The following is a 19,009-nucleotide window of genomic DNA, read 5'->3' on the forward strand; positions in this document are numbered from 1 at the left end:
GAGACCGGACAGCCTGCCTTGGCATCTGTCAGGAGCTTGTTGAGCCGGAGTCTTCGCCGCGTCGCTCAACGGCTCGACGAGTCAACCGAGGTCGCCGGCCCCTCGCGCGGGATAGTCATCATGGATGTACCGGATGCGCTGTGAGGAGGAGTGCGACATGGCCGGGTCGAGCAGTGGCGGTGCTGCGCGTGAGAGCGGCGGCAAGGCGCGGTTCGACGACATCTACCAGCGGCCGGACCCTCGCGCATACTTCGGGCGGCTTGCTCCGCTGGAGTACGAGATCCCGCACCATGCCCAGACGGTTTTCCGGCGCGTCGCCGCCGAACGGGCCGCGCTCGATGACGGCCACCCCGGCCGCCCGGCGGTGCTGGACCTGTGCTGCTCGTACGGGATCAACGCCGCGCTGCTCAACCACGAGGTGACGCTGGCGGAGCTGTACCAGCGGTATACCTCCCCGGATTGCCAGGCGATGTCGACAGCGGAGCTCGCGGTATCGGACAAGCAGTTCTATGCCGAGCGGCGCCGACCGGATGCCCTGCCGGTATTCGGCCTCGATGTCTCGGCTCCTGCGGTGCACTATGCACTGGAGGTGGGGCTCCTGGACGCCGCCTTCACCGACGACCTGGAGCAGGGCTCACCGAGTCCTGGGCTCAGGCGTGCGCTCGCCGACGTCGGCCTCATCACGCTGACAGGCGGCGGCAGCGACATCACGGCCCGCACCTTCGCCGCAGTGCTGGACCACGTGCAGCGGCCGGTATGGGTCAGCGCGTTCGTGCTGCGGACGGTGTCCTACCACCCGATCGTTCAGACAATGGCCTCGCACGGTCTGCGCACCACTCTTGATGCCTCTCGTACGTATCCGCAACGTCTCTTGACTGACGAGCAGGAACGGCGGTATGCGATCGAAGCAGTACGGGCGCTCGGTCATGACCCTGCCGGGCGTGAGGAGGCCGGTCGTTTCCACAGCCTGCACTATGAGTCCCGCCCCGGAGCCGCCGTAACTCCGAGGAGGTGACGGTTCTCTGGGGGACCACGGCTGAGCCGCGTACGGGCTTAGAAGCTGTTGTCTTTCCGAACCTGATGGCGGTGTTTTCGCTGGTCGTGTGTCACGAACGCTGAAGGAGGCGTCGATGTAGGAGTCGCCGGAAGCGGTGCTGTGTGAGAGATGGAGGTAGGTCCTCCGGGGTCGCCCTGCAGGGGGAGGCTCCAAACCACCGCAGGCTGCGTCGGTTAAGTGCCGGTCGTGGTGAGCGCTGCGGGAAAAGGCGCGACCTTGATCGCGTCAGGTGTGGGTCAGGAAGGCGAGCGTGAGCGAACCGCTGATGACGTGTCGTAAGAAATTCCAGTGGCGTCGAAACCAGGGCGAGACCAGGGCTCTGGGACAAGTCCGGGGGGAGCCTGCTGACTGCCCGGATGGCGTCCGGCATGTAGGCGGCGCGAGCCTGGCCCGGGCTCTTGCACGGAACGTGAGAACCTGTCGCCCCGATACGGCCGCTGGACAGCCTGTCCGGCAGCGGGAGGGAGAACCCCAAGCGGCCAACACCGCAAGGGGCGGAGTACCGATGCGGGGCACGGGGACGGACCGTCTCGTAGTAGTGACGAAGCCCGGTAATGCGGGTGGAGCGAAGGGGACGGATCACCCTGGCCTGTTTGGCGGTCAACCGGCGATGCCGGGAGGAGCCGGGTGAGCGGGTCGAAGTCGTTCGAGATCTCGAAGCATGTGGTCTGGGAGGCGTATCTCAGGGTCAAGGCGAACCGGGGAGCGGCCGGCGTCGATGGTGAGTCGATCGAGCAGTTCGAGGCGGACCTGAAGGGAAACCTCTACAAGCTGTGGAATCGCCTGTCGTCGGGCAGCTACTTCCCGCCGCCGGTACGGATGGTGGAGATTCCCAAGCCGGGAGGACGTGGGGTCAGGGTCCTCGGAGTGCCCACGGTCGCGGACAGGATCGCGCAGACGGTGGTGGCCATGGTCCTGGAGCCGGAGGTGGAACCCGTCTTCCACCCCGACTCCTACGGATACCGGCCCCGCCGCAGTGCGCTGGATGCGCTTGCGGTGTGCCGGGAGAGGTGCTGGAGGAAGGACTGGGTGATCGATATCGACATCCGGGGCTTCTTCGACAACCTCGACCATGACCTGGTCCTCAAGGCGGTGGCCCACCACACCGATCAGCGGTGGATCCTGCTGTATGTGGAGCGCTGGCTGAAGGCCCCGCTCCACCAGGATGGTGGCGTGCTGGTCGCGCGGGACCGCGGGAGCCCGCAGGGCTCGGCGATCTCACCGTTGTTGGCGAACCTGTTCATGCACTACGCGTTCGATGCCTGGATGGCCCGGGAGTTCCCGGCCGTGGCGTTCGAGCGGTACTGCGATGACATGGTGGTCCACTGCCGCACCGAAGCCGAGGCGCACCAAGTGCGTCAGGTGATCGGTGAGCGGCTGGCGCAGTGCGGGGGCTTGCAGTTGCATCCTGACAAGACCCGCATCGTGTACTGCAAGGACGGCAAGAGGCGTGGCTCGTACGAACACACCTCGTTCACGTTCCTGGGGTACGCGTTCCGGTCACGGAAGGTCCGGACACGGAGCGGGAGCTACTTCTTCAGCTTCAACCCGGCCATCAGCGACGAGGCCGCCAAACGGATCCGGAAACAGATCCGGGCCTGGCGGCTGCACCAGCGCAGTGGATCGTCCCTGGCAGACCTCGCACGGGAGATCAACCCGATCGTGCGGGGCTGGATCGGCTACTACGGACGGTTCTACCCGTCCGAGCTGGTCAAGAGCCTCAAGCGCATCAATCACTACCTGATGCGGTGGGCCATGCAGAAGTACAAGCGACTCCGGCGCCGCCGGATGCGGGCCTGGACGGCCTGGGGAAGGCCGCACGGCTCTACCCCGGTCTGTTCGCCCACTGGAAGCTTGTCAGACCTTGATCGACTGGGTGATGGGAGCCGTGTGAATCGAGAGGTTCACGCACGGTTCTGAGAGAGCCGGGAGGTGAGACTCCTCCCGGCTACTCGCCAGGCATGGTCTAGCTCCGAATGAGAGAGGCATCCGGCGTCTTGTTTCCGCTCCGTGAGCGAGGGGTGCGCGATGGCGTCGGTGCTGGGAATGCTGGAGGAGCGGGAGACAGCGGCCCGTGTGCGGGTGGAAGGGCTGCGGGAGGAAGTCGCCCGGTTGGCTGGGGTGTTGGAGGCCGCGGAAATCGAGCTGGACCGACGGGTGATCGCGCGGGAAGAGCTGGTCGAGGCCCTGGCAGCCTCGGCTGCCGAGACCACCGCCGTGACCGAGACCGAGGCGGAGCAGGAAACCGTGCCCTCGCCCGCGCCGGTGCCGGGATCGATCGTGCCACCTTGGCGCGAAGGATTGCCGGTGACGGTGCTGGCGCCGGACTACCAGCGGATCCTGGGCGTGCTCGACGAGCGGCAGCCGGCGGGCCAAGGACCGCTGAAGGCCAAGGAGATCACGGTGGAGCTGGGCCTTCAAACGACGTCGGCGAAGGTCGAGGGGGTGCGCTCGAAGGCCAGGCGCCTGGCAGAGCGCGGGTGGCTCGTGCAGGAGACGTCGGGGATGTTCAGCGCCGGCCGGCGGCCCGTGGCCGTGCCAGGCGCCGGCTCATCCGCGTGACCATCGACCACCGGATCATGGCCTCGCTGCTGGCCGGCAACGTCTCGTAGTCCCGGGCCAGCCGGCGCGAATGCATCAACCACGCGAACGTGCGCTCTACCACCCAGCGTCTCGGCAGCACCACGAACCCCTCCATATCGTCGGTGCGCTTGACGACCTGAAGGGTGAGCGCGAGTTTCTGCCGGCACCAGCCGGCCAGGCCGCCGGTGTAACCGCCGTCGGCCCAGACGAGGGTGATGTCGCGGTGCAGGCGGCGCAGCCGGGTCAGCAGGCCCGTCGCGGCGTCGCGGTCGCCGATGTTCGCGGCGGTCACCGCGACGACCAGGAGCAGGCCGAGGCAGTCGGTCACGATGTGCCGCTTGCGGCCGCCCACCTTCTTCCCGCCGTCCCAGCCGCGCGAGACGGACGGCACCGAGGCCGCGGCCTTCACCGACTGCGCATCGATGATCCCTGCCGTGGGCTCCGCCTCACGGCCCTCCCGCTCACGCACCCGTCCGCGCAGCCGGTCGTGGAACTCTGTGATCAGCCCGTGCTCGCGCCAGCGGCGGAAGAAGGCGTAAACCCGGCCCCAATCAGGGAAGTCCACGGGCATCGCCCGCCAGGAGATCCCGCCTGCGACCAGATAACGGATCGCGTCCAGCATCTGGCGGTGGCAGTAGCCCTCGGGCTGCCCGCCCCGGCCCTGGAGCCAGGCCGGCACCGGCAGCAAAGGCCGGATGGCCGCCCATTCCGCGTCCGACATGTCGGAGGGATACCGGCGTTCCCGGTCCGGATGGTCGGCCGCGTTGCCGTACACATGCGCGAGGCAATCACACGATGGAGCAGCCGAGTTGAACTGAACGGGTTCGGACGCGTACAACAACGACACCAGGGCCTCCCGGCACTGCTCGGTTAGATTCGCATCCCTGAGCTGTCCCGAGTTTCGTAGAGTCCGGTGGTCTTGTTTCAGGCGGACTGCGGGGTGGCTTCCTGTTGTCGCCACCAGTCGCGTTCGTACTCGGCGGGCGGTACGTAGTCGAGGGCGGAGTGGAGCCGTTATACGAGTCCGCGACCGAGCCGACGGACGCGGCGGCTCCGATCTCGGCGAGCCGGTCGGTGTACCGAATTGACACGTATTGCGACCCGCGGTCGCTGTGATGAATGAGGCCGGAGTCCTTCTTGATCTTCCGTCTCCACAGCGCCATCTCCAAGGCATCCAACGGGAGTTCGGTCCGCATGTGGTTGGCGACCTGCCAGCCGACGATCATCCGCGAGTACACGTCCAGGACGAACGCCACGTATGCCCAGCCCGCCCACGTGCGGACATACGTCATGTCCGCCACCCACAGCTGGTCCGGGCGCGAGGCCGTGAAGTCACGGTCGACCAGGTCCGGCGGCCTGGGTGCCGACGGCTCCGGCACTGTGGTCCGCCGCCGCTGTCCGCGGATCACGCCCTCCAGGCCCAGCTCACGCATCAACCGATGAACGGTGCAGCGTGCCACGAGGACGCCCTTGCGCCGCAGCGCATGGGTGATCCGGCGGACACCGTAGGTGCCGCCGGAGGCGGCATGGACCTGCTCGATCAGCGGCATCAGCTGCTCGTCGCGCAACCGGCGGGCCGACTTCGGCCGCTTCTTGCGCGCGTAGTACGCCGACTCCGACAGCCCCAGCACCCGGCAGGCGAACCCGACCCCGAGACCCTTGTCCTTGAGGTGCTCGATCACCTGGTCGGCCTCGGCCGGGGACGGTCGAGTTCGGCCGCAAAAAACGCGCTCGCGGCCTTCAGAATCTCATTCGCCCGCCTCAACTCCGCGTTCTCCCGGCGGAGCTGCCTCAGCTCTTCCCGCTCGGCGGTGGTCAGCCGGTCGTCGCGTTCACCGGCGTCTGCCTCGGCCTGGCGGACCCAGCTGCGCAGGGCTTCTTTGTGGATGCCCAGGTCCTTGGCGACGTGCGCGATCGGCCGGCCCGTCGTGCGGACCTCCCGGACAGCCCGCTCACGGAGCTCGTCCGGGTATTTACGTGGTGCTGGCACTGCTCGTGGTTCTCCTTCGGGCCAGGATCATAAACCTGGCTTCAGGGACTCCACGAAACCGGGATCAGCTCATCCCCGAGCTACCGAGAGGCCCTGTCTTCATGCGCGTACAACGGGAAGATCACCCCGGCGGGAAACCTGTTCGACCCGCCCGTTCCATGATCGGTTGAGATACGGGTTCTTAGCGTGCAGAGCCGACGTCCAGCACTTCGATCATGTCGCCGTGGACCGTGTAGACGAGCCAGCACCACTCGCCGAACGCCGCGGCCAGGTCCGGGGCCTCGATCGCCGAAGTCTGGGCGGTGACCGCGTCGATGAGCGCGATGATCTCCGCCTGCGCTTCGTCCGGCACGGCGAAGAGCACCTTGACGGCCCGATGCATCAGTTCCACCCGCATGATGGCCCCCCAGACGGCAGGAAGCAGCCAACGAATCGAGCGCACCGGCCCATGCCAGTGACCGGACAGGTCTCCTCAGATCCACCATAAGGGCGGCCTCAAGCGGAGATGTCGGTGTCCGACGGCGTCGTGATCGTCGCACGCCCCTCCAGGCGCGGAGATTGATCCTCCGCGGGGCCGTCATCCCCGGCAACACCCAGCCGTCCCATGAACGCGGGCTCGCTGAGCGCCAGGACGCTCTGCAGTCGCTCCCGCAGTTCCGTGTACGGCACTCCTGTGCCAGGTCGCTGTGCTGCCACGGGAGAACAACGAAAGGCGCCAGGCGGACGATGTCCGCCGCATGGGTGGCGTTGAGAAGCCGCTGACCAGGGGCACGGCCGACCGGGACGGACGAGGCTGAGAGCAGGCGATGTGCGGGGCCACAACCCTGGCCGGACGCTTGAGTGAGATCGCTCGCTGCCTGCATGGAAACCGGGGGGTGCGATGGCCAAGGAACATGGCACGACACGCTCTTCCACCGGAACGGACGTCGTGTACACGGATTCCGTGTTCGGCGCACCGTGCTGGGTGAGCCTGACCAGCCGCGATCTCGCCACAACGCAGCGTTTCTACAGTGCCGTACTGGGCTGGCAGTGGCGCACTGCCAGACTGGGTGACCGCTTCCTGACCGCGCTGGCGGACGGGATACCCGTCGCGGGGGTCGCCGGGATGGCCACTGTCTGGCATATGCCGGTGACGTGGACGCCGTACTTTGCCGCCGCAGACGCAGACGAGACGGTCGCCCGCGTCCGGGAGCGTGGCGCGACCGTGGCCGTGGGGCCGATCTCCTTTGCGCCCGGCAGGGCGGCGCTGCTCGCCGATCGCGACGGGGCCATCTTCGGGATATGGCAGGGCAGGCTCGTCACCGAGTGGGAGGCGTGGCGGCAGGCTGCACCGGTGTTCGTCACCCTCCACACTCGCGACGCTTTCGATACGGCGATCTTCTACGGCGAGATCCTCGGCTGGGCCTCCGGTCGCTCTGGCTGCTGCGAGGTGGAGTACGAAGGGGAAGAGGTAGTGCTGCGCAGCCAGGGTTCCGTCGTCGCGCGCATCGAGTCTGGCGCCGTGGATGCAGCGCCTGACCGCTCGGTCCGGCCTCACTGGCAGGTCCACTTCGTGGTGGCAGACACGTCGGGGTGTGCCCGAGCCGCACGAGAGCACGGCGGCGAGGTCCTTGCGGAGTGCGAACACGAGGCGGTGCTGCGCGATCCTGACGGAGCACTCTTCGTGGTGAGCTCCAGCCGGGACCACTGACGCCTCTCGCTGGTCGGCCCGGAGGCGAGTTGTACCGGTGTCCCCTCGGACCGAGATCGGAACGCAGCACGGACTTTGTCCGTCGAACGGGTTCTTCGACCTGAGGAAAGCAAAGCAGGGGCCGCCGGACCGGCAGAGCACTCGGAACGGACGGTGGCCGCGTGGGACAGCATCGGAGACGATTGCAGTGACGACAGAAGCCATCCAACGTGCATGGAGGGAGGAACACACAATGGCCGACACCTCGACGTCCGACCGCGCGGGATGGCGGTCCATGCTCGACGAGATCACCGAAGCACACAGCGGCGAACTGGTCACCATTGAAGTGGTGGATCCCTCGATCGAAAGCCAGCACGAAGCGGAGCGGCTGCCCTTCTCCTACCTCACCTACGACCCGAAGGACGACGTGGTGGTCGTCGCCGTCGGGGGGCAGTCACCGCGTTACCCGGTCGCCCTGCGTCACATGGTCCCGCATCCCAAGGAGGTCGACGTCTCTACGCCGGACGTCGCTGAGGCAGCAGTGCGAGTGGTGGACCCGGAAGACACAGCAACCTTGATCACTTTCTTCCCTGCGCAGTCCAGGACTGCCTCATGAACCAGCCCTGACCGAACGCTCCGGCGCCCGAGGCTTCCCTCAGCGGAGCCGCGGACGCCCACTCTCTGGCCGGATCAACCGGCGAGGTCAGCCCTGCCGAAGAGGGTGGCGTAGCCGGACGGCAGCTGGCTGATGATCTGGTTCAGCTCGCCGCCGGAGACCGCCTCGGCCAGAGTGGACAGCACCGCGCTGGCGTCCCACTCGGCCGTACGGGGACGAGCGCCGGTGCGCTCGGCGACGCGCCGGCAGAACTCCTCGACCCCGAAACTCTCCGCCTGCCCCTGTCCGCCACCCTTAAGGGGCTCACCGAGCGGTTCGGGCAGCTGTGCGGCGACGTCAGACGCCTCTCCCGGGGTGATCCGCTGCGCAAGGACCTCAAGTACCGAAGTAGTGATCTTCGCAGCCTCCTCCTGGTCTGCGTACTCGCCCCGCTCGCGGACCCGGGCCAGAAACTCGTCGTACCTCATACGCTTCCCTTCACCTGGTGTGGCACGTTCTCGCAGGGGGCCTCTGGCTACGTGCCGTGGTGCGCCGAATGATGAGTACTAGGTGTACCGGGCAGGGGCACTCCCGAAACGCGGCCGACCGTCGCTCGCCACATCAAGGAGAACCGCCCGGTATGGAGGTCGTTGTGACAGCCCATCCGGATCCCGCCACCGGCTCGCGAGCCCCGGTGAGCGTCACGGAGGTGGACGGCTGCGCCGTCCTGCGCTTTGCCGGCGAGCTGACCGCTGACAGGGTGCTGGACTTGGAGCAGCAGCTTCTCGATGTGCGTCCTTCTCAGGTCCGCGAGTGGGTGCTGGACATGAGTGACCTGACCAGCATGGACTTGACCTGTGCCTATGCTCTGCTGCGAGCGGCCACTCGCGTTCCGGCAACTACTACGGTCCGGGTACGCGGCGCACGGCGCACCGTCCAGCGCACGCTGCAGCACGCCGGTGTCGATACGCTCGCCGCCATCGAGTAGCCCCTGCCCCTTGCTGCCGACGCCGCCGTGTCACGCACTTGCCGCAATGATCATCAAAGCAGCCGCGTCCAGCTCGCCGGTCCCACTGTGCTCCTGCACGGTGGAAGCGGAACGCCGATCCTCCTCTCCCCGAGGCCGAGGATGGGCAGCGCAAGGGCGGCCGGCGCTTTCGCCACATCAGCCGGCCGCCCGCTCTCCTCGCTCGCACGGTCCGTCACCGTGCCGGCCGATACCGCGCGCCCTGTATCTGCATTCGGCTTCGTGCCGACCACCTCGCGGGACCAGGCGAGTCAGCGTCACGCCGGCTGGGACGGCTGCGGCTGCCGGGGCTGGGTGGCCTTAAGGATCGTATGGGCGATCAGTTCCGGCGCGTCCAGCATGGGCACATGTCCGCAGCCGGGCAGCGACACCAGTCGTGCCTGAGGGATCATGGCGCGGGCCCGGGCCGCCTGCCGCGGTGGCAGGATGCGGTCGCGGGTGCCCCAGGCGACGGTGACCGGCACATCGGGGATGTCGCCCGTGAACAGGCCGGGTGCGCGTCCGGCGCGCAGCGTGGCCTTGAAGGCCGGTGTGTGCTGCAAGGTCCGCAGGGCTGCGGCCACGGCCTGCGGCGGGCATGTCTGCGAGCGGCCGTACAGGGTGCCGGTCAGTACGGCACGGGCAGGCGCGGTGCCCACCAGGGCCTCCAGAGCCGGCTCGGGCAGCAGGCGTACACCGTAGTGGGTGGCATGGAGGAGGGTGTAGGTGTAGCGGCGCTCGGCAGGGGTCCAGAACCCGGCCGGGGCCAGCGCGGTCACGCTGCGGGCGAGCCCGGCCTGCCCCAGGCGCAGGGCGATCAGTCCGCCCAGCGAGTGGCCGACCACATGCGGCCGCTCGACGCCCAGGGCGGTGAACACCGAGCCCAGCCACAGCATGGCCGTCTCCAGGTTGCGGGGAACTCCGGGGCCGAGGTCCGGGGACTGCCCGAAGCCCGGCAGGTCCATCGCGATGATCTCCCTGTGACCGGTCAGCAGCGGGATGAGCGGGTCCCAGGTCTGCCGGTGGCATCCCAGGCCGTGCAGCAGCACGACCGGCTCACCCGACCCCTGCCGCTCATACGCCACCGTCACCGGGCCCAGGCCGGCTGCCTCACCTTGGACGTACCAGGTCGGCCGTGCCTCCAGCAGGACGCGGCCCCGTTCCCCGTCGGCCCCATCGGTAGCGGGGGTCTTCAGACGGCGCAGGCACGCCGCGACCTGTGCTGCGCGCTCACCGCCGTGGCCGGCAGCCGACAGGAGAGCAGATACCCAGGCCATCGTCGTGCACCTCACACACCACGGGACATTGACTGCGGTCGCAAAGGCGACACCGCCCACGCAGTGCCGCAGTGGCGTCAACCAGAAATGACACTGGTGTATTTCCGCTCGACCGCGTTTCACGCCGAGAGCGCGGATCAAGAACGAAGATCAAGAACGAGGGAGCCGCGCCGCTCTCTACGGTGTGGCCTCGGCAGCGGGTGGGGCTCGGCGGGGCGCGGCTGTGCGGTCAGGGCTCGCCGGAGCTCAGCCGCTCGATGGCTTCCAGGACATGTTTGCAGCGGACGTGCCTGCGCTCGTATCCCTCGAGAACCTGCAGGTCGGAGTCGGACAGGGACGGCAGGCGCTGCTCGATCTCCGCGACGCTGAGCTGGCTGAAGCCGACGATGGGCAGGCTTTCCTCGCTGCTGACCGCGCTGTCTTCGAGCAGTGCCAGCAGCTCCTGGTCCTGGCTGCGAAGTTCCTGCAGCAGGTGGAGGGTGGTGTCGTCCTGGGCCTGGCCGGCGAGGACCTCGTCAGCCCGAGCGCTGGCCAGGGCCCGGGCGGCCGTGGCGTACTCCTCTTCGGTGTTCCTCAGCACCTGTTGCTCGTCGGCCTGCCCTTGGCCGGGCAGCATCCCGGTCACCGCCTTCTGCCCGATGGTCAGCGGGAGCGTTGCTGTTTTCCAGCTGGTGCGGGTGGCCAGCCGCGCCATGTCGGCCGCGCCGCCGGTCAGGCTGCGGGGACGCAGTGCGCGGATATGGCCTTCGATGCGGTGCACACGGTCCTGCATCTCATTCGCCTCGCGCTCGAGCATCTGCCGGTGGGCACCGGGCGGCGCGAGTGCCGCATCCGCCCGCAGTCGGTCGCGCGCCGCGGCATGGGCGTCGCGGGCATCCTCAAGCACCGGTATCAAGGTCTGCGTCATCGCCATGGGGACTGCTCCGTGCACGCGGGGATCAGGCGGCGTTGAGCGGCCGCCCAGCCGGCCGTTCTCCTGCGGCTGAGCGGCCGGGATCATCCTGCGCGGATCGCGCGAAGATCACCCGTCTGGAGCACGCGTGCCATGCGGGAAACACGGCACTGGAGCCCGGCTTCACCCGCCGCTGCAGGTGCGGAGACAGTCTGCCGGTGGTTCCACTGTCCGGGTGAGGGCTCGTGTGACGTCGTCTTGGACGCCGCGCGGCCAGTCACGTACAGCCGTCATCGGCATGCCGTTGAAAGCCACTCGGCGGTCCTGGGCGCGCACAGCGCTGACGCGCAACAGCCCCGGATTGAGCACAGTCGCGGCCCCCGGTACCTCGGGGGCAGGCCCGCCCCTACGATGGCCCGCCCCGCGATCAACGCTGAGCGCTGGCGCCGTTGACACAGGCGCGGCTCAGGACGACCGGCCCGGGTACTCCGGCTCCCCGCTGTCGGCGTCGAACACCCTGGTGAACGTGGCACCGCACCGGCAACGCGAGTACTCGACCAGTTCCCCCGCTTCCGACACGCTCAGCCCCTGACTGAGTCGCACATGCACATGATCACCCATGAGGAGCTGCCTTCCTTGACGTCTGTCGTCCGCCTCATCGTGGGCGCCGGCCGCTCACGCTGACAATGCCGCAGCTCACACAGTTCACGAGTGCGACCATCTTGCTTCTCCATGTGGCCGCAATCCGGCCGTGCCGCGAAGCACCACCGGGAATAGCCTGAAGTGACGGAAGGTACGTTTGTGCGGAGGTGAGGAGAAATGGCACTGCCTGTGCGACGCGGCGGGCCCCTGGCTGAACGGCGGTTCCCAGGCTGGGGCACGGATCCTCTCGCCGAGTTCAACGATCTCATCGGCAGGATGGGCACCCTGCTGGAGTCCACCATGGGCGGCGCCATGGGCTCCATGACGGAGGGCATGGCAGCCTGGTCGCCGCTGGCGGACCTGTCGGAAACCGATGACGCCTACCTCGTCGAAGTCGAGGTGCCCGGCGTCAAGCGCGAGGACCTCGACATCGAGATGACCGAACGCGAACTGACCATCACCGGCGAGTTCAAAGAACGCGAGCGCACCGGCATGCTGCGCCGCAGTACCCGCAGGAGGGGCCGGTTCGAGTACCGCGCCGCGCTGCCCGGCGACATCAGCCCGGAGAACGTCGAGGCCACCCTCGACAATGGTGTGCTGACCGTCAAGGTACCGAAGGCGGAAGCCACCAAATCGCGCCGCATCGAGATCACGTCCGGACACTGACCCCGGCTCGGACAGTGAGCCCTGCCCCCGTGCGGTGCGCGCCGTACGGGGGCAGGTACGGGTTGGATGCGGTGACCGTCTCGGGCCGGCTGGCCGATCAGGACGTCTCGGTGGACGGATGCTCGGCTCGCGCGTGCGGCTGGGGGTGGCCGGCGGCGTGCAGCATCGGTGCGGTGTGCCGCTCGGGGCGGTGCCCGCCTTCGGCCGGGACGCGGCTGCGCGGCCCTTCGGCGTCGGGCAGGGGCACGGGGCGGCGGGCCACGAGGCGCCCGACCCAGCGCCGGCCACAGTGTTCGCAGGGCGGAGCGCCCTGCGGCGTGTAGGGGGAGGGAACCGCCGTGTTGTCGCGGTAGAAGACCTCCCACTCGGCATCGAGTGCGTCCCGGTAGCGCTGCACGTCGTAGTCGACGCTCCAGCGGTGCCAGCACGAGCCGCAGGTGAACTCCACACGTTCTACGGCAAGTTCGGTGATCACAGCACGGCACCTCCCATCCGGTTGGCGACTGTGGTCCGGGGCGCCGCGAGCGCGGCCTCGAGAGAGGGGTGGACGGGTAGGGCCTGGGCGAGTCCGCTGTCGCGCAGCAGCCGCTCCACCCGCCCTTCGGGGCATACCAGGCGCAGCTCTCTCTCGTCCTCCTCCAGCATGGCCCGGACGGACATCAGGGCAGCCAGGCCGCCGGTGTCGGCCCAGGTCAGCTCGGACAGGTCCACGATCAGGTTGAGCAAGTGCCCGTGCTTGGCGGTGACGGCGGCCACGTAATCACACAGCTCACGGGCCGTGGTGGTGTCCAGGGCCCCCTTGATCTCCGCCATGGCCCAGTTCCGTTCTCCCAGTGGGAGGCGAGGAACACAGCCGTGGTCCTCCCTCCTGCCGCTCAGCGCCCGCCGTGGCCCGCCGCACGACGTTTCGGGGTGCGGCGGCCCACGGCCATGTCGTCGATGCTGCGCTCTGTTGTTACCTGTATTCCCTCATTGTGTGTCACTTCTTCCGGTTGCTTTCCGTGCGGGGCGAGTCAGGTCGCGATCCGCTGTTACTCCGCGCCTGTGCGGCTGATCTCGATGCGGCGGGGCTCGGCCTCCTCCGTCACCGGGATCTTCACGGTGAGCACGCCAGCGTCGTAGTGGGCGGTGATCCTCTCAAGGTCGAGCGAGCCACCCAGCAGAAGCTGTCAGCTGAAGACTCCGTGGGGCCGCTCGGCGACGAGCAGGTCGGCCTCCCTGGCGTCCGGGCCGGGCCGCTCGGCTCGCACGGTCAGCACGTTGCGCTCCACATTGAGGTCGACGGTGTCGGGATCGGCGCCCGGCAGGTCGAAGTAGACGACGAGGGCATCGCCGCTCTGACAGGCGTCGATTGGCAGAGCGCCGCCATCGTGCAACTCCTTCCATCCGGCATCTGCCATTCCGGGCTCCGGGAGCCCGGATACCTCTGAGACCCCTATACCTCCCCCGTCAATCCTTGACAAGATGAGACTCAAGTTTTATCTCAGGAATTGAGGCAAGTAAGGGCGAAGTCGCAGCTCGCAGCGGGCGAGGAGGTGGCGGGATGCCGACGCGTGACCAGGGTGGAGACCTGTATGCGGTGCTGGGGGTGGAGCCCTCGGCGACAGCCGAGGTGATCACTTCTGCCTTCCGCGCCCGGGTGCGGGAGCTGCGCCCAGACACTCGCGTGGATGCGGCCACTGCCGAACGGTTCGGCGAGGTGCGGGCGGCGTACGAGACGCTCCGTGATCCGGTCCTGCGCGCGGCCTATGACCAGACGTACCAGCGGATGGCCGAGCGGGCATACGACCCCGGCCCTGTCGTCGTGCGGCCGGTCCGGCAGGCGCCGCGGTACCTCGTGGTGCTCGGGGTCGCTCGTCCCGAGCCGCCGTTGCGGGCCGGTCCCGTCCGGTGGGAGCGGACGTTCCAATGACGGCCAACCCAAAACGTGAAGCAGAGCATGGTGAGGAGGGAGAACCAGATGGCGCGCTCGGTCGGTATCGACTTGGGAACGACGAACTCGGTCGTCTCGGTCCTCGAGGGCGGCGAGCCCACGGTCATCACGAACACGGAAGGCGCCAGGACCACCCCGTCGGTGGTGGCCTTCGCCAAGAACGGCGAGGTGCTGGTCGGCGAGGTGGCCAAGCGTCAGGCCGTGACGAACGTCGAGCGCACCGCCCGCTCGGTCAAGCGGCACATGGGCGATCACTCGTGGAGGTTCCCCGAGCACGGCGACGTCGACGGCAAGCGGTACACCGCGCAGGAGATCTCCGCGCGCGTGCTGCAGAAGCTCAAGCGGGACGCGGAGTCCTACCTGGGCGAGGACGTGACGGACGCGGTGATCACCGTACCGGCGTACTTCGACGACACTCAGCGGCAGGCGACCAAGGAGGCCGGGGAGATCGCGGGGCTGAACGTGCTGCGGATCATCAACGAGCCGACCGCGGCGGCGCTGGCGTACGGGCTGGACAAGGAGAACGACCAGACCGTCCTCGTCTTCGACCTGGGCGGCGGCACCTTCGACGTGTCGCTGCTGGAGATGGGCGAGGGCGTGATCGAGGTGAAGGCCACCAACGGCGACACCCACCTGGGCGGCGACGACTGGGACCAGCGGATCGTCGACCACCTGGTCAAGCAGTTCAAGAACCACTACGGCGTGGACCTGTCCAAGGACAAGATGGCCGTGCAGCGGCTGCGCGAGGCCGCCGAGAAGGCGAAGATCGAGCTGTCCTCCTCGTCGGAGACGACGATCAACCTGCCGTACATCACGGCGTCCGCCGAGGGTCCGCTGCACCTGGACGAGAAGCTGACGCGCGCCCAGTTCGAGCAGCTGACGGCGGATCTGCTGGAGCGCTGCAAGGCGCCGTTCCACAACGCGATCAAGGACGCCGGGATCAAGGTCTCCGACATCGACCACGTCGTCCTGGTGGGCGGCTCGACCCGCATGCCTGCGGTGACCGAGCTGGTGAAGGAGCTGACCGGCAAGGACCCGCACAAGGGCGTCAACCCCGACGAGGTCGTCGCCGTCGGCGCGAGCCTGCAGGCGGGTGTCCTCAAGGGCGAGGTCAAGGACGTCCTGCTGCTCGACGTCACCCCGCTGTCCCTGGGCATCGAGACCAAGGGCGGCATCATGACCAAGCTGATCGAGCGGAACACCACCATCCCGACCCGCCGTTCGGAGATCTTCACCACCGCCGAGGACAACCAGCCCTCGGTGACCGTGCAGGTCTACCAGGGCGAACGGGAGATCGCCGCGTACAACAAGAAGCTCGGCATGTTCGAGCTGACCGGCATCGCCCCGGCCCCGCGCGGGGTCCCGCAGATCGAGGTCACCTTTGACATCGACGCCAACGGCATCATGCACGTCTCCGCAAAGGACCTGGGCACCGGCAAGGAACAGAAGATGACCGTCACCGGCGGCTCCGCGCTGCCCAAGGACGACATCGACCGCATGGTCCGTGAGGCCGAACAGCACGCCGAGGAGGACCGCAAACGGCGTGAGGCCGCCGAGACCCGCAACCAGGGCGAGCAGCTCGTCTACCAGACCGAGAAGCTCCTCAAGGACAACGCGGACAAGATCCCGGCCGACGCAAAGTCCGAGACCGAGACGGCGCTGGCCGACCTGAAGGAGAAGCTGAAGGGAGAGGACACCGCCGCGATCCGCCAGGCCGTCGACCGCACCGCGCAGGCCGCGCAGAAGATCGGCACCGCCTTGTACGAGAAGTCGCGGGCCGAGCAACCGACGGGTGCGGCCGGGGCGTCCGCAGGCGGTGGCACGAGCGGTGGTTCGTCCGAGGATGACGTGGTGGACGCCGAGATCGTCGACGACGACAAGCCGGAGGCTGGCTGACGATGACCGGGCGCGGGCCGCAGAGCACCGAACTGGAAGAGTTGTGGCGCCTGATTCAGGAAGGGCCCGCCGACCTGCTGGGGGTGCCCCCTCTGGGGGAAGGTGAAGGCTGAGTACGACGCAAGCGAGTGAGGCGGGACCGCCTGGCCGTACGCGAGATCGCCGCGGCCAACGTACTCAAGGCGATACTGCCCGTCCTGGACGCCGTGGACCGGGCGTGCGCCACGAGCCGCTCACGCCCGGCCTGAAGGACATCGCCGACAGGCTGCAGGACCAGCTCGGCTCGCTGGCCATCACGTCGTTCGGCGAGGCGGGCGATGCGTTCGACCCCCGCCTGTCACGATGCGCTGGCCCACCACGTCTCCACCGACCGCGACCGGCTGGTGTGCTCGGCGGCCCTGCATCCCGGCTATCGCCTCGGTGACCATCTGATGCGCCCGGCCACCGTGGAGGTCACCGGACCGGCTCCACCCGCGAGGAACCCCCGCGGTAGCGACCGAGAACTGGACTTCACCGCCGCGGACTTGCGTCGCCTCTCGTTAGTGGGCGAGCCGATGAGGGTGCGCGCTTGCCGCCGGACGGGTGGGAGTGCTACACGAGAAACTGGCACTCCCGACATGAGAGTGCTAACGGCTGGGTCGGGTGACGTGCTCGTGCGGCCGTGAGGGAAACCTCCAGTCGCGCGGGTGAACGTCGCGGGCGTCACCCCGGTCCACCGTCATCGACTCAAGGATTCGATGCGGAGGAGACCGTACCGATGACTGCGAAGATCATCGCCTACGAGGAGGAGGCGCGCCGCGCGCTGGAGCGCGGCATGAACCAGCTCGCGGACGCCGTGAAGGTGACGCTCGGCCCCAAGGGCCGCAACGTGGTCCTGGACAAGAAGTGGGGCGCCCCCACGATCACCAACGACGGTGTCTCCATCGCCAAGGAGATCGAGCTTCAGGACCCGTACGAGAAGATCGGCGCCGAGCTGGTCAAGGAAGTCGCCAAGAAGACGGACGACGTCGCCGGTGACGGTACGACCACCGCGACCGTTCTCGCCCAGGCCCTGGTCAAGGAGGGCCTGCGCAACGTCGCCGCCGGCGCCAACCCGATGGCGCTCAAGCGCGGTATCGAGAAGGCCGTGGAGGCCGTCTCCGCGGCCGTGCTGGAGCAGGCCAAGGAGCTGGAGACCAAGGAGGAGATCGCCAGCACGGCCGCTGTGTCCGCGGGCGGGGACCGGGCGATCGGTGAGCTGATCGCCGAGGCCATGGACAAGGTCGGCAAGGAAGGCGTCATCACCGTCGAGGAGTCCAACACCTTCGGCCTGGAGCTGGAGCTCACCGAGGGTATGCGCTTCGACAAGGGCTACATCTCCCCCTACTTCGTCACCGACCCCGAACGCATGGAAGCGGTCCTGGAGGACCCGTACATCCTGCTGGTCGGCTCCAAGATCAGCGCGGTCAAGGACCTGCTGCCGCTGCTGGAGCAGGTGATGCGGGAGAGCAGGCCGCTGCTGGTGATCGCCGAGGACGTGGAGGGCGAGGCGCTGGCGACCCTGGTCGTCAACAAGATCCGCGGCACCTTCAAGTCCGTCGCCGTGAAGGCCCCGGGCTTCGGCGACCGCCGCAAGGCCATGCTCGGCGACATGGCCGTGCTCACCGGTGCCACGGTCGTGTCCGAGGAGGTCGGCCTGAAGCTGGAGAGCGCCGACCTGGGCGTCCTGGGCCGGGCCCGCAAGGTGGTCGTCACCAAGGACGACACCACCATCGTGGAGGGGGCCGGCGACGGCAGCGCGATCGAGGGCCGGGTCAAGCAGATCCGTGCCGAGATCGAGCGCTCGGACTCCGACTACGACCGCGAGAAGCTGCAGGAGCGCCTGGCCAAGCTCGCCGGCGGCGTGGCCGTGATCAAGGCCGGCGCCGCCACCGAGGTGGAGCTCAAGGAGCGCAAGCACCGCATCGAGGACGCCGTCCGCAACGCGAAGGCGGCCGTCGAGGAGGGCATCGTCGCCGGTGGCGGCGTGGCGCTGCTGCAGGCGTCCGAGAAGGCGTTCGAGAAGCTGGAGGTGGACGACGAGGAGCGGACCGGTGTGGAGATGGTCCGCCGCGCGCTGACCGCCCCGCTGCAGCAGATCGCCCGCAACGCCGGCCTGGAGGGCGGTGTCGTGGTGGAGAAGGTCCGTACGCTGCCCGTCGGCCACGGTCTGAACGCCGCGACCGGTGAGTACGTGGACATGCTGGCCGCGGGCATCATCGACCCGGCGAAGGTGACCCGCTCCGCGCTGCAGAACGCCGCTTCCATCGCCGCGCTGTTCCTCACCACGGAGGCCGTCATCGCCGACAAGCCGGAAGAAAAGGAACCGGCCGCCGCCGGGGCCGGCGCCGAATTCTGAACGCCGCGCCCGGAGACGGACCGGCGGGTACCGGCGGCCGACAGCAGACCGCCGGCACCCGCCCAACCGCGCGCCTGGGAACCGCCGGGACTCGTGCACCGGCAGCCGGGGGAGGAATCGTGGCCCGTATGCCAGACACCCGGGGGAGAGGAGAGCCGCAAGCGCTGCTCCGGCTCATCTGCAGGGGGCGACATGAGAGTCGAAGTGGTCCCACCCGCTGCCGGCGTGTTGTTCGGCGTCCCGAACGACACGCACGAGGAGATCATTACGCTCATCGGCGCAGTTGCCAGAACTCCGCAGGCACACGTCTCCGGTCTGGCCGCAGCATTCGGCGAATGGTGCTGGCTCGTCTACACCGCCCACGACGACGTCATCGAAGTCCTCGGTGTCGGCTGCACACGATGACCCGACAGCCGAGCCGGGGCC

Annotated in this window: 19 protein-coding genes and 2 pseudogenes; 11 read left to right on the plus strand and 10 right to left on the minus strand. The window is 68.3% G+C overall.

Annotated elements, in window-relative coordinates; all coding sequences use genetic code 11:
• Positions 1-157: 157 nt before the first annotated feature.
• The 3 genes from IO29_RS12345 to IO29_RS12355 all read left to right on the plus strand — a co-directional run bounded on the left by IO29_RS12345 (position 158) and on the right by IO29_RS12355 (position 3,619).
• Positions 158-1,015 carry a hypothetical protein gene (locus IO29_RS12345; protein WP_030382712.1) on the plus strand — a complete coding sequence of 286 codons (858 nt, stop codon included), beginning with the start codon at positions 158-160 and terminating at the stop codon, positions 1,013-1,015.
• A gap of 669 nt (positions 1,016-1,684) precedes the next feature.
• Positions 1,685-2,977 (plus strand): group II intron reverse transcriptase/maturase, encoded by a 1,293-nt coding sequence (gene ltrA / locus IO29_RS12350; protein WP_199806863.1) that lies wholly within the window; start codon positions 1,685-1,687, stop codon positions 2,975-2,977.
• 108 nt (positions 2,978-3,085) lie between these two features.
• Positions 3,086-3,619, plus strand: a complete 534-nt coding sequence (locus IO29_RS12355; RefSeq protein WP_030382713.1) for a hypothetical protein — start codon at positions 3,086-3,088, stop codon at positions 3,617-3,619.
• On the opposite strand, the gene IO29_RS12360 is transcribed toward IO29_RS12355, so the two are convergent.
• The 3 genes and pseudogenes from IO29_RS12360 to IO29_RS12375 form a co-directional block, all read right to left on the minus strand.
• The gene (locus IO29_RS12360; protein ID WP_234307667.1) at positions 3,567-4,361 is read right to left on the minus strand and encodes an IS5 family transposase; all 795 of its coding nucleotides are present in this window, start codon (positions 4,359-4,361) and stop codon (positions 3,567-3,569) included. The two genes, IO29_RS12355 and IO29_RS12360, sit on opposite strands and share 53 nt — an antisense overlap.
• Before the next feature lie 203 nt (positions 4,362-4,564).
• Positions 4,565-5,630: pseudogene (locus IO29_RS12365) on the minus strand (IS3 family transposase).
• Between the two features lie 181 nt (positions 5,631-5,811).
• Positions 5,812-6,072, minus strand: coding sequence for a hypothetical protein (locus IO29_RS12375; RefSeq protein WP_234307481.1), 261 nt, complete (start codon positions 6,070-6,072; stop codon positions 5,812-5,814).
• 438 nt (positions 6,073-6,510) lie between these two features.
• Between IO29_RS12375 and IO29_RS12380 the strand changes: the two genes are divergently transcribed.
• Positions 6,511-7,320: a VOC family protein gene (locus IO29_RS12380; RefSeq protein ID WP_030379215.1), complete on the plus strand. Its 810-nt coding sequence runs from the start codon at positions 6,511-6,513 to the stop codon at positions 7,318-7,320.
• 232 nt (positions 7,321-7,552) lie between these two features.
• Positions 7,553-7,915 carry a DUF5335 family protein gene (locus IO29_RS12385; protein ID WP_030379216.1) on the plus strand — a complete coding sequence of 121 codons (363 nt, stop codon included), beginning with the start codon at positions 7,553-7,555 and terminating at the stop codon, positions 7,913-7,915.
• Between the two features lie 74 nt (positions 7,916-7,989).
• On the opposite strand, the gene IO29_RS12390 is transcribed toward IO29_RS12385, so the two are convergent.
• Complete coding sequence (locus IO29_RS12390) at positions 7,990-8,382, minus strand: DUF2267 domain-containing protein (protein WP_030379217.1); 393 nt, start codon at positions 8,380-8,382, stop codon at positions 7,990-7,992.
• A gap of 152 nt (positions 8,383-8,534) precedes the next feature.
• Here IO29_RS12390 and IO29_RS12395 point away from each other — a divergent pair, with 152 nt between their 5' ends.
• Positions 8,535-8,882, plus strand: coding sequence for an STAS domain-containing protein (locus IO29_RS12395; protein WP_051707548.1), 348 nt, complete (start codon positions 8,535-8,537; stop codon positions 8,880-8,882).
• A gap of 296 nt (positions 8,883-9,178) precedes the next feature.
• Here IO29_RS12395 and IO29_RS12400 read toward each other — a convergent pair whose 3' ends face one another.
• From IO29_RS12400 to IO29_RS38890, 3 genes are all read right to left on the minus strand, one after another.
• A complete protein-coding gene (locus tag IO29_RS12400) occupies positions 9,179-10,177 on the minus strand; it encodes an alpha/beta fold hydrolase (RefSeq protein WP_078618219.1) in 999 nt (332 codons plus the stop codon).
• A 229-nt stretch (positions 10,178-10,406) separates the two neighbouring features.
• Positions 10,407-11,090 carry a hypothetical protein gene (locus tag IO29_RS12405; protein WP_030379220.1) on the minus strand — a complete coding sequence of 228 codons (684 nt, stop codon included), beginning with the start codon at positions 11,088-11,090 and terminating at the stop codon, positions 10,407-10,409.
• Positions 11,091-11,534: 444 nt separating this feature from the next.
• Positions 11,535-11,690 carry a hypothetical protein gene (locus IO29_RS38890; protein WP_199806864.1) on the minus strand — a complete coding sequence of 52 codons (156 nt, stop codon included), beginning with the start codon at positions 11,688-11,690 and terminating at the stop codon, positions 11,535-11,537.
• Positions 11,691-11,888: 198 nt separating this feature from the next.
• Here IO29_RS38890 and IO29_RS12410 point away from each other — a divergent pair, with 198 nt between their 5' ends.
• Positions 11,889-12,377 carry an Hsp20/alpha crystallin family protein gene (locus IO29_RS12410; protein WP_030379221.1) on the plus strand — a complete coding sequence of 163 codons (489 nt, stop codon included), beginning with the start codon at positions 11,889-11,891 and terminating at the stop codon, positions 12,375-12,377.
• Between the two features lie 97 nt (positions 12,378-12,474).
• Here the strand turns inward: IO29_RS12410 and IO29_RS12415 are convergent, their stop codons facing one another.
• The 3 genes and pseudogenes from IO29_RS12415 to IO29_RS40210 all read right to left on the minus strand — a co-directional run bounded on the left by IO29_RS12415 (position 12,475) and on the right by IO29_RS40210 (position 13,777).
• Positions 12,475-12,852 (minus strand): hypothetical protein, encoded by a 378-nt coding sequence (locus tag IO29_RS12415; protein WP_030379222.1) that lies wholly within the window; start codon positions 12,850-12,852, stop codon positions 12,475-12,477.
• Positions 12,849-13,190, minus strand: a complete 342-nt coding sequence (locus IO29_RS12420; RefSeq protein ID WP_051707549.1) for an STAS domain-containing protein — start codon at positions 13,188-13,190, stop codon at positions 12,849-12,851. Before IO29_RS12420 ends, IO29_RS12415 begins: the two co-directional genes overlap by 4 nt.
• Positions 13,191-13,408: 218 nt before the next feature.
• Positions 13,409-13,777, minus strand: a pseudogene (locus tag IO29_RS40210) (Hsp20/alpha crystallin family protein).
• Positions 13,778-13,920: 143 nt separating this feature from the next.
• Between IO29_RS40210 and IO29_RS12430 the strand changes: the two are divergent.
• The 4 genes from IO29_RS12430 to IO29_RS12450 all read left to right on the plus strand — a co-directional run bounded on the left by IO29_RS12430 (position 13,921) and on the right by IO29_RS12450 (position 18,988).
• Positions 13,921-14,289, plus strand: coding sequence for a J domain-containing protein (locus IO29_RS12430; protein ID WP_030379224.1), 369 nt, complete (start codon positions 13,921-13,923; stop codon positions 14,287-14,289).
• A 48-nt stretch (positions 14,290-14,337) separates the two neighbouring features.
• Positions 14,338-16,206 carry a molecular chaperone DnaK gene (dnaK, locus tag IO29_RS12435; RefSeq protein WP_030379225.1) on the plus strand — a complete coding sequence of 623 codons (1,869 nt, stop codon included), beginning with the start codon at positions 14,338-14,340 and terminating at the stop codon, positions 16,204-16,206.
• Between the two features lie 757 nt (positions 16,207-16,963).
• Positions 16,964-18,583, plus strand: a complete 1,620-nt coding sequence (groL, locus tag IO29_RS12445; protein ID WP_030379226.1) for a chaperonin GroEL — start codon at positions 16,964-16,966, stop codon at positions 18,581-18,583.
• A gap of 192 nt (positions 18,584-18,775) precedes the next feature.
• Positions 18,776-18,988, plus strand: coding sequence for a hypothetical protein (locus tag IO29_RS12450; protein WP_030379227.1), 213 nt, complete (start codon positions 18,776-18,778; stop codon positions 18,986-18,988).
• Positions 18,989-19,009 lie beyond the last annotated feature (21 nt).

Source organism: Streptomyces sp. NRRL F-6676 (assembly GCF_000725625.1).
Classification (GTDB): domain Bacteria; phylum Actinomycetota; class Actinomycetes; order Streptomycetales; family Streptomycetaceae; genus Streptomyces.

What these genes read in the sequence shown, in the direction of transcription:
- IO29_RS12345 (WP_030382712.1), top strand. Translation starts at nt 158, where the DNA reads ATGGCCGGGTCGAGCAGTGGCGGTGCTGCGCGTGAGAGCGGCGGCAAG.
- IO29_RS12355 (WP_030382713.1), top strand. Translation starts at nt 3,086, where the DNA reads ATGGCGTCGGTGCTGGGAATGCTGGAGGAGCGGGAGACAGCGGCCCGT.
- IO29_RS12360 (WP_234307667.1), bottom strand. Translation starts at nt 4,361, where the DNA reads ATGTCGGACGCGGAATGGGCGGCCATCCGGCCTTTGCTGCCGGTGCCG.
- IO29_RS12380 (WP_030379215.1), top strand. Translation starts at nt 6,511, where the DNA reads ATGGCCAAGGAACATGGCACGACACGCTCTTCCACCGGAACGGACGTC.
- IO29_RS12385 (WP_030379216.1), top strand. Translation starts at nt 7,553, where the DNA reads ATGGCCGACACCTCGACGTCCGACCGCGCGGGATGGCGGTCCATGCTC.
- IO29_RS12390 (WP_030379217.1), bottom strand. Translation starts at nt 8,382, where the DNA reads ATGAGGTACGACGAGTTTCTGGCCCGGGTCCGCGAGCGGGGCGAGTAC.
- IO29_RS12395 (WP_051707548.1), top strand. Translation starts at nt 8,535, where the DNA reads ATGGAGGTCGTTGTGACAGCCCATCCGGATCCCGCCACCGGCTCGCGA.
- IO29_RS12400 (WP_078618219.1), bottom strand. Translation starts at nt 10,177, where the DNA reads ATGGCCTGGGTATCTGCTCTCCTGTCGGCTGCCGGCCACGGCGGTGAG.
- IO29_RS12405 (WP_030379220.1), bottom strand. Translation starts at nt 11,090, where the DNA reads ATGGCGATGACGCAGACCTTGATACCGGTGCTTGAGGATGCCCGCGAC.
- IO29_RS38890 (WP_199806864.1), bottom strand. Translation starts at nt 11,690, where the DNA reads ATGGGTGATCATGTGCATGTGCGACTCAGTCAGGGGCTGAGCGTGTCG.
- IO29_RS12410 (WP_030379221.1), top strand. Translation starts at nt 11,889, where the DNA reads ATGGCACTGCCTGTGCGACGCGGCGGGCCCCTGGCTGAACGGCGGTTC.
- IO29_RS12420 (WP_051707549.1), bottom strand. Translation starts at nt 13,190, where the DNA reads ATGGCGGAGATCAAGGGGGCCCTGGACACCACCACGGCCCGTGAGCTG.
- IO29_RS12430 (WP_030379224.1), top strand. Translation starts at nt 13,921, where the DNA reads ATGCCGACGCGTGACCAGGGTGGAGACCTGTATGCGGTGCTGGGGGTG.
- dnaK (WP_030379225.1), top strand. Translation starts at nt 14,338, where the DNA reads ATGGCGCGCTCGGTCGGTATCGACTTGGGAACGACGAACTCGGTCGTC.
- groL (WP_030379226.1), top strand. Translation starts at nt 16,964, where the DNA reads ATGACTGCGAAGATCATCGCCTACGAGGAGGAGGCGCGCCGCGCGCTG.
- IO29_RS12450 (WP_030379227.1), top strand. Translation starts at nt 18,776, where the DNA reads ATGAGAGTCGAAGTGGTCCCACCCGCTGCCGGCGTGTTGTTCGGCGTC.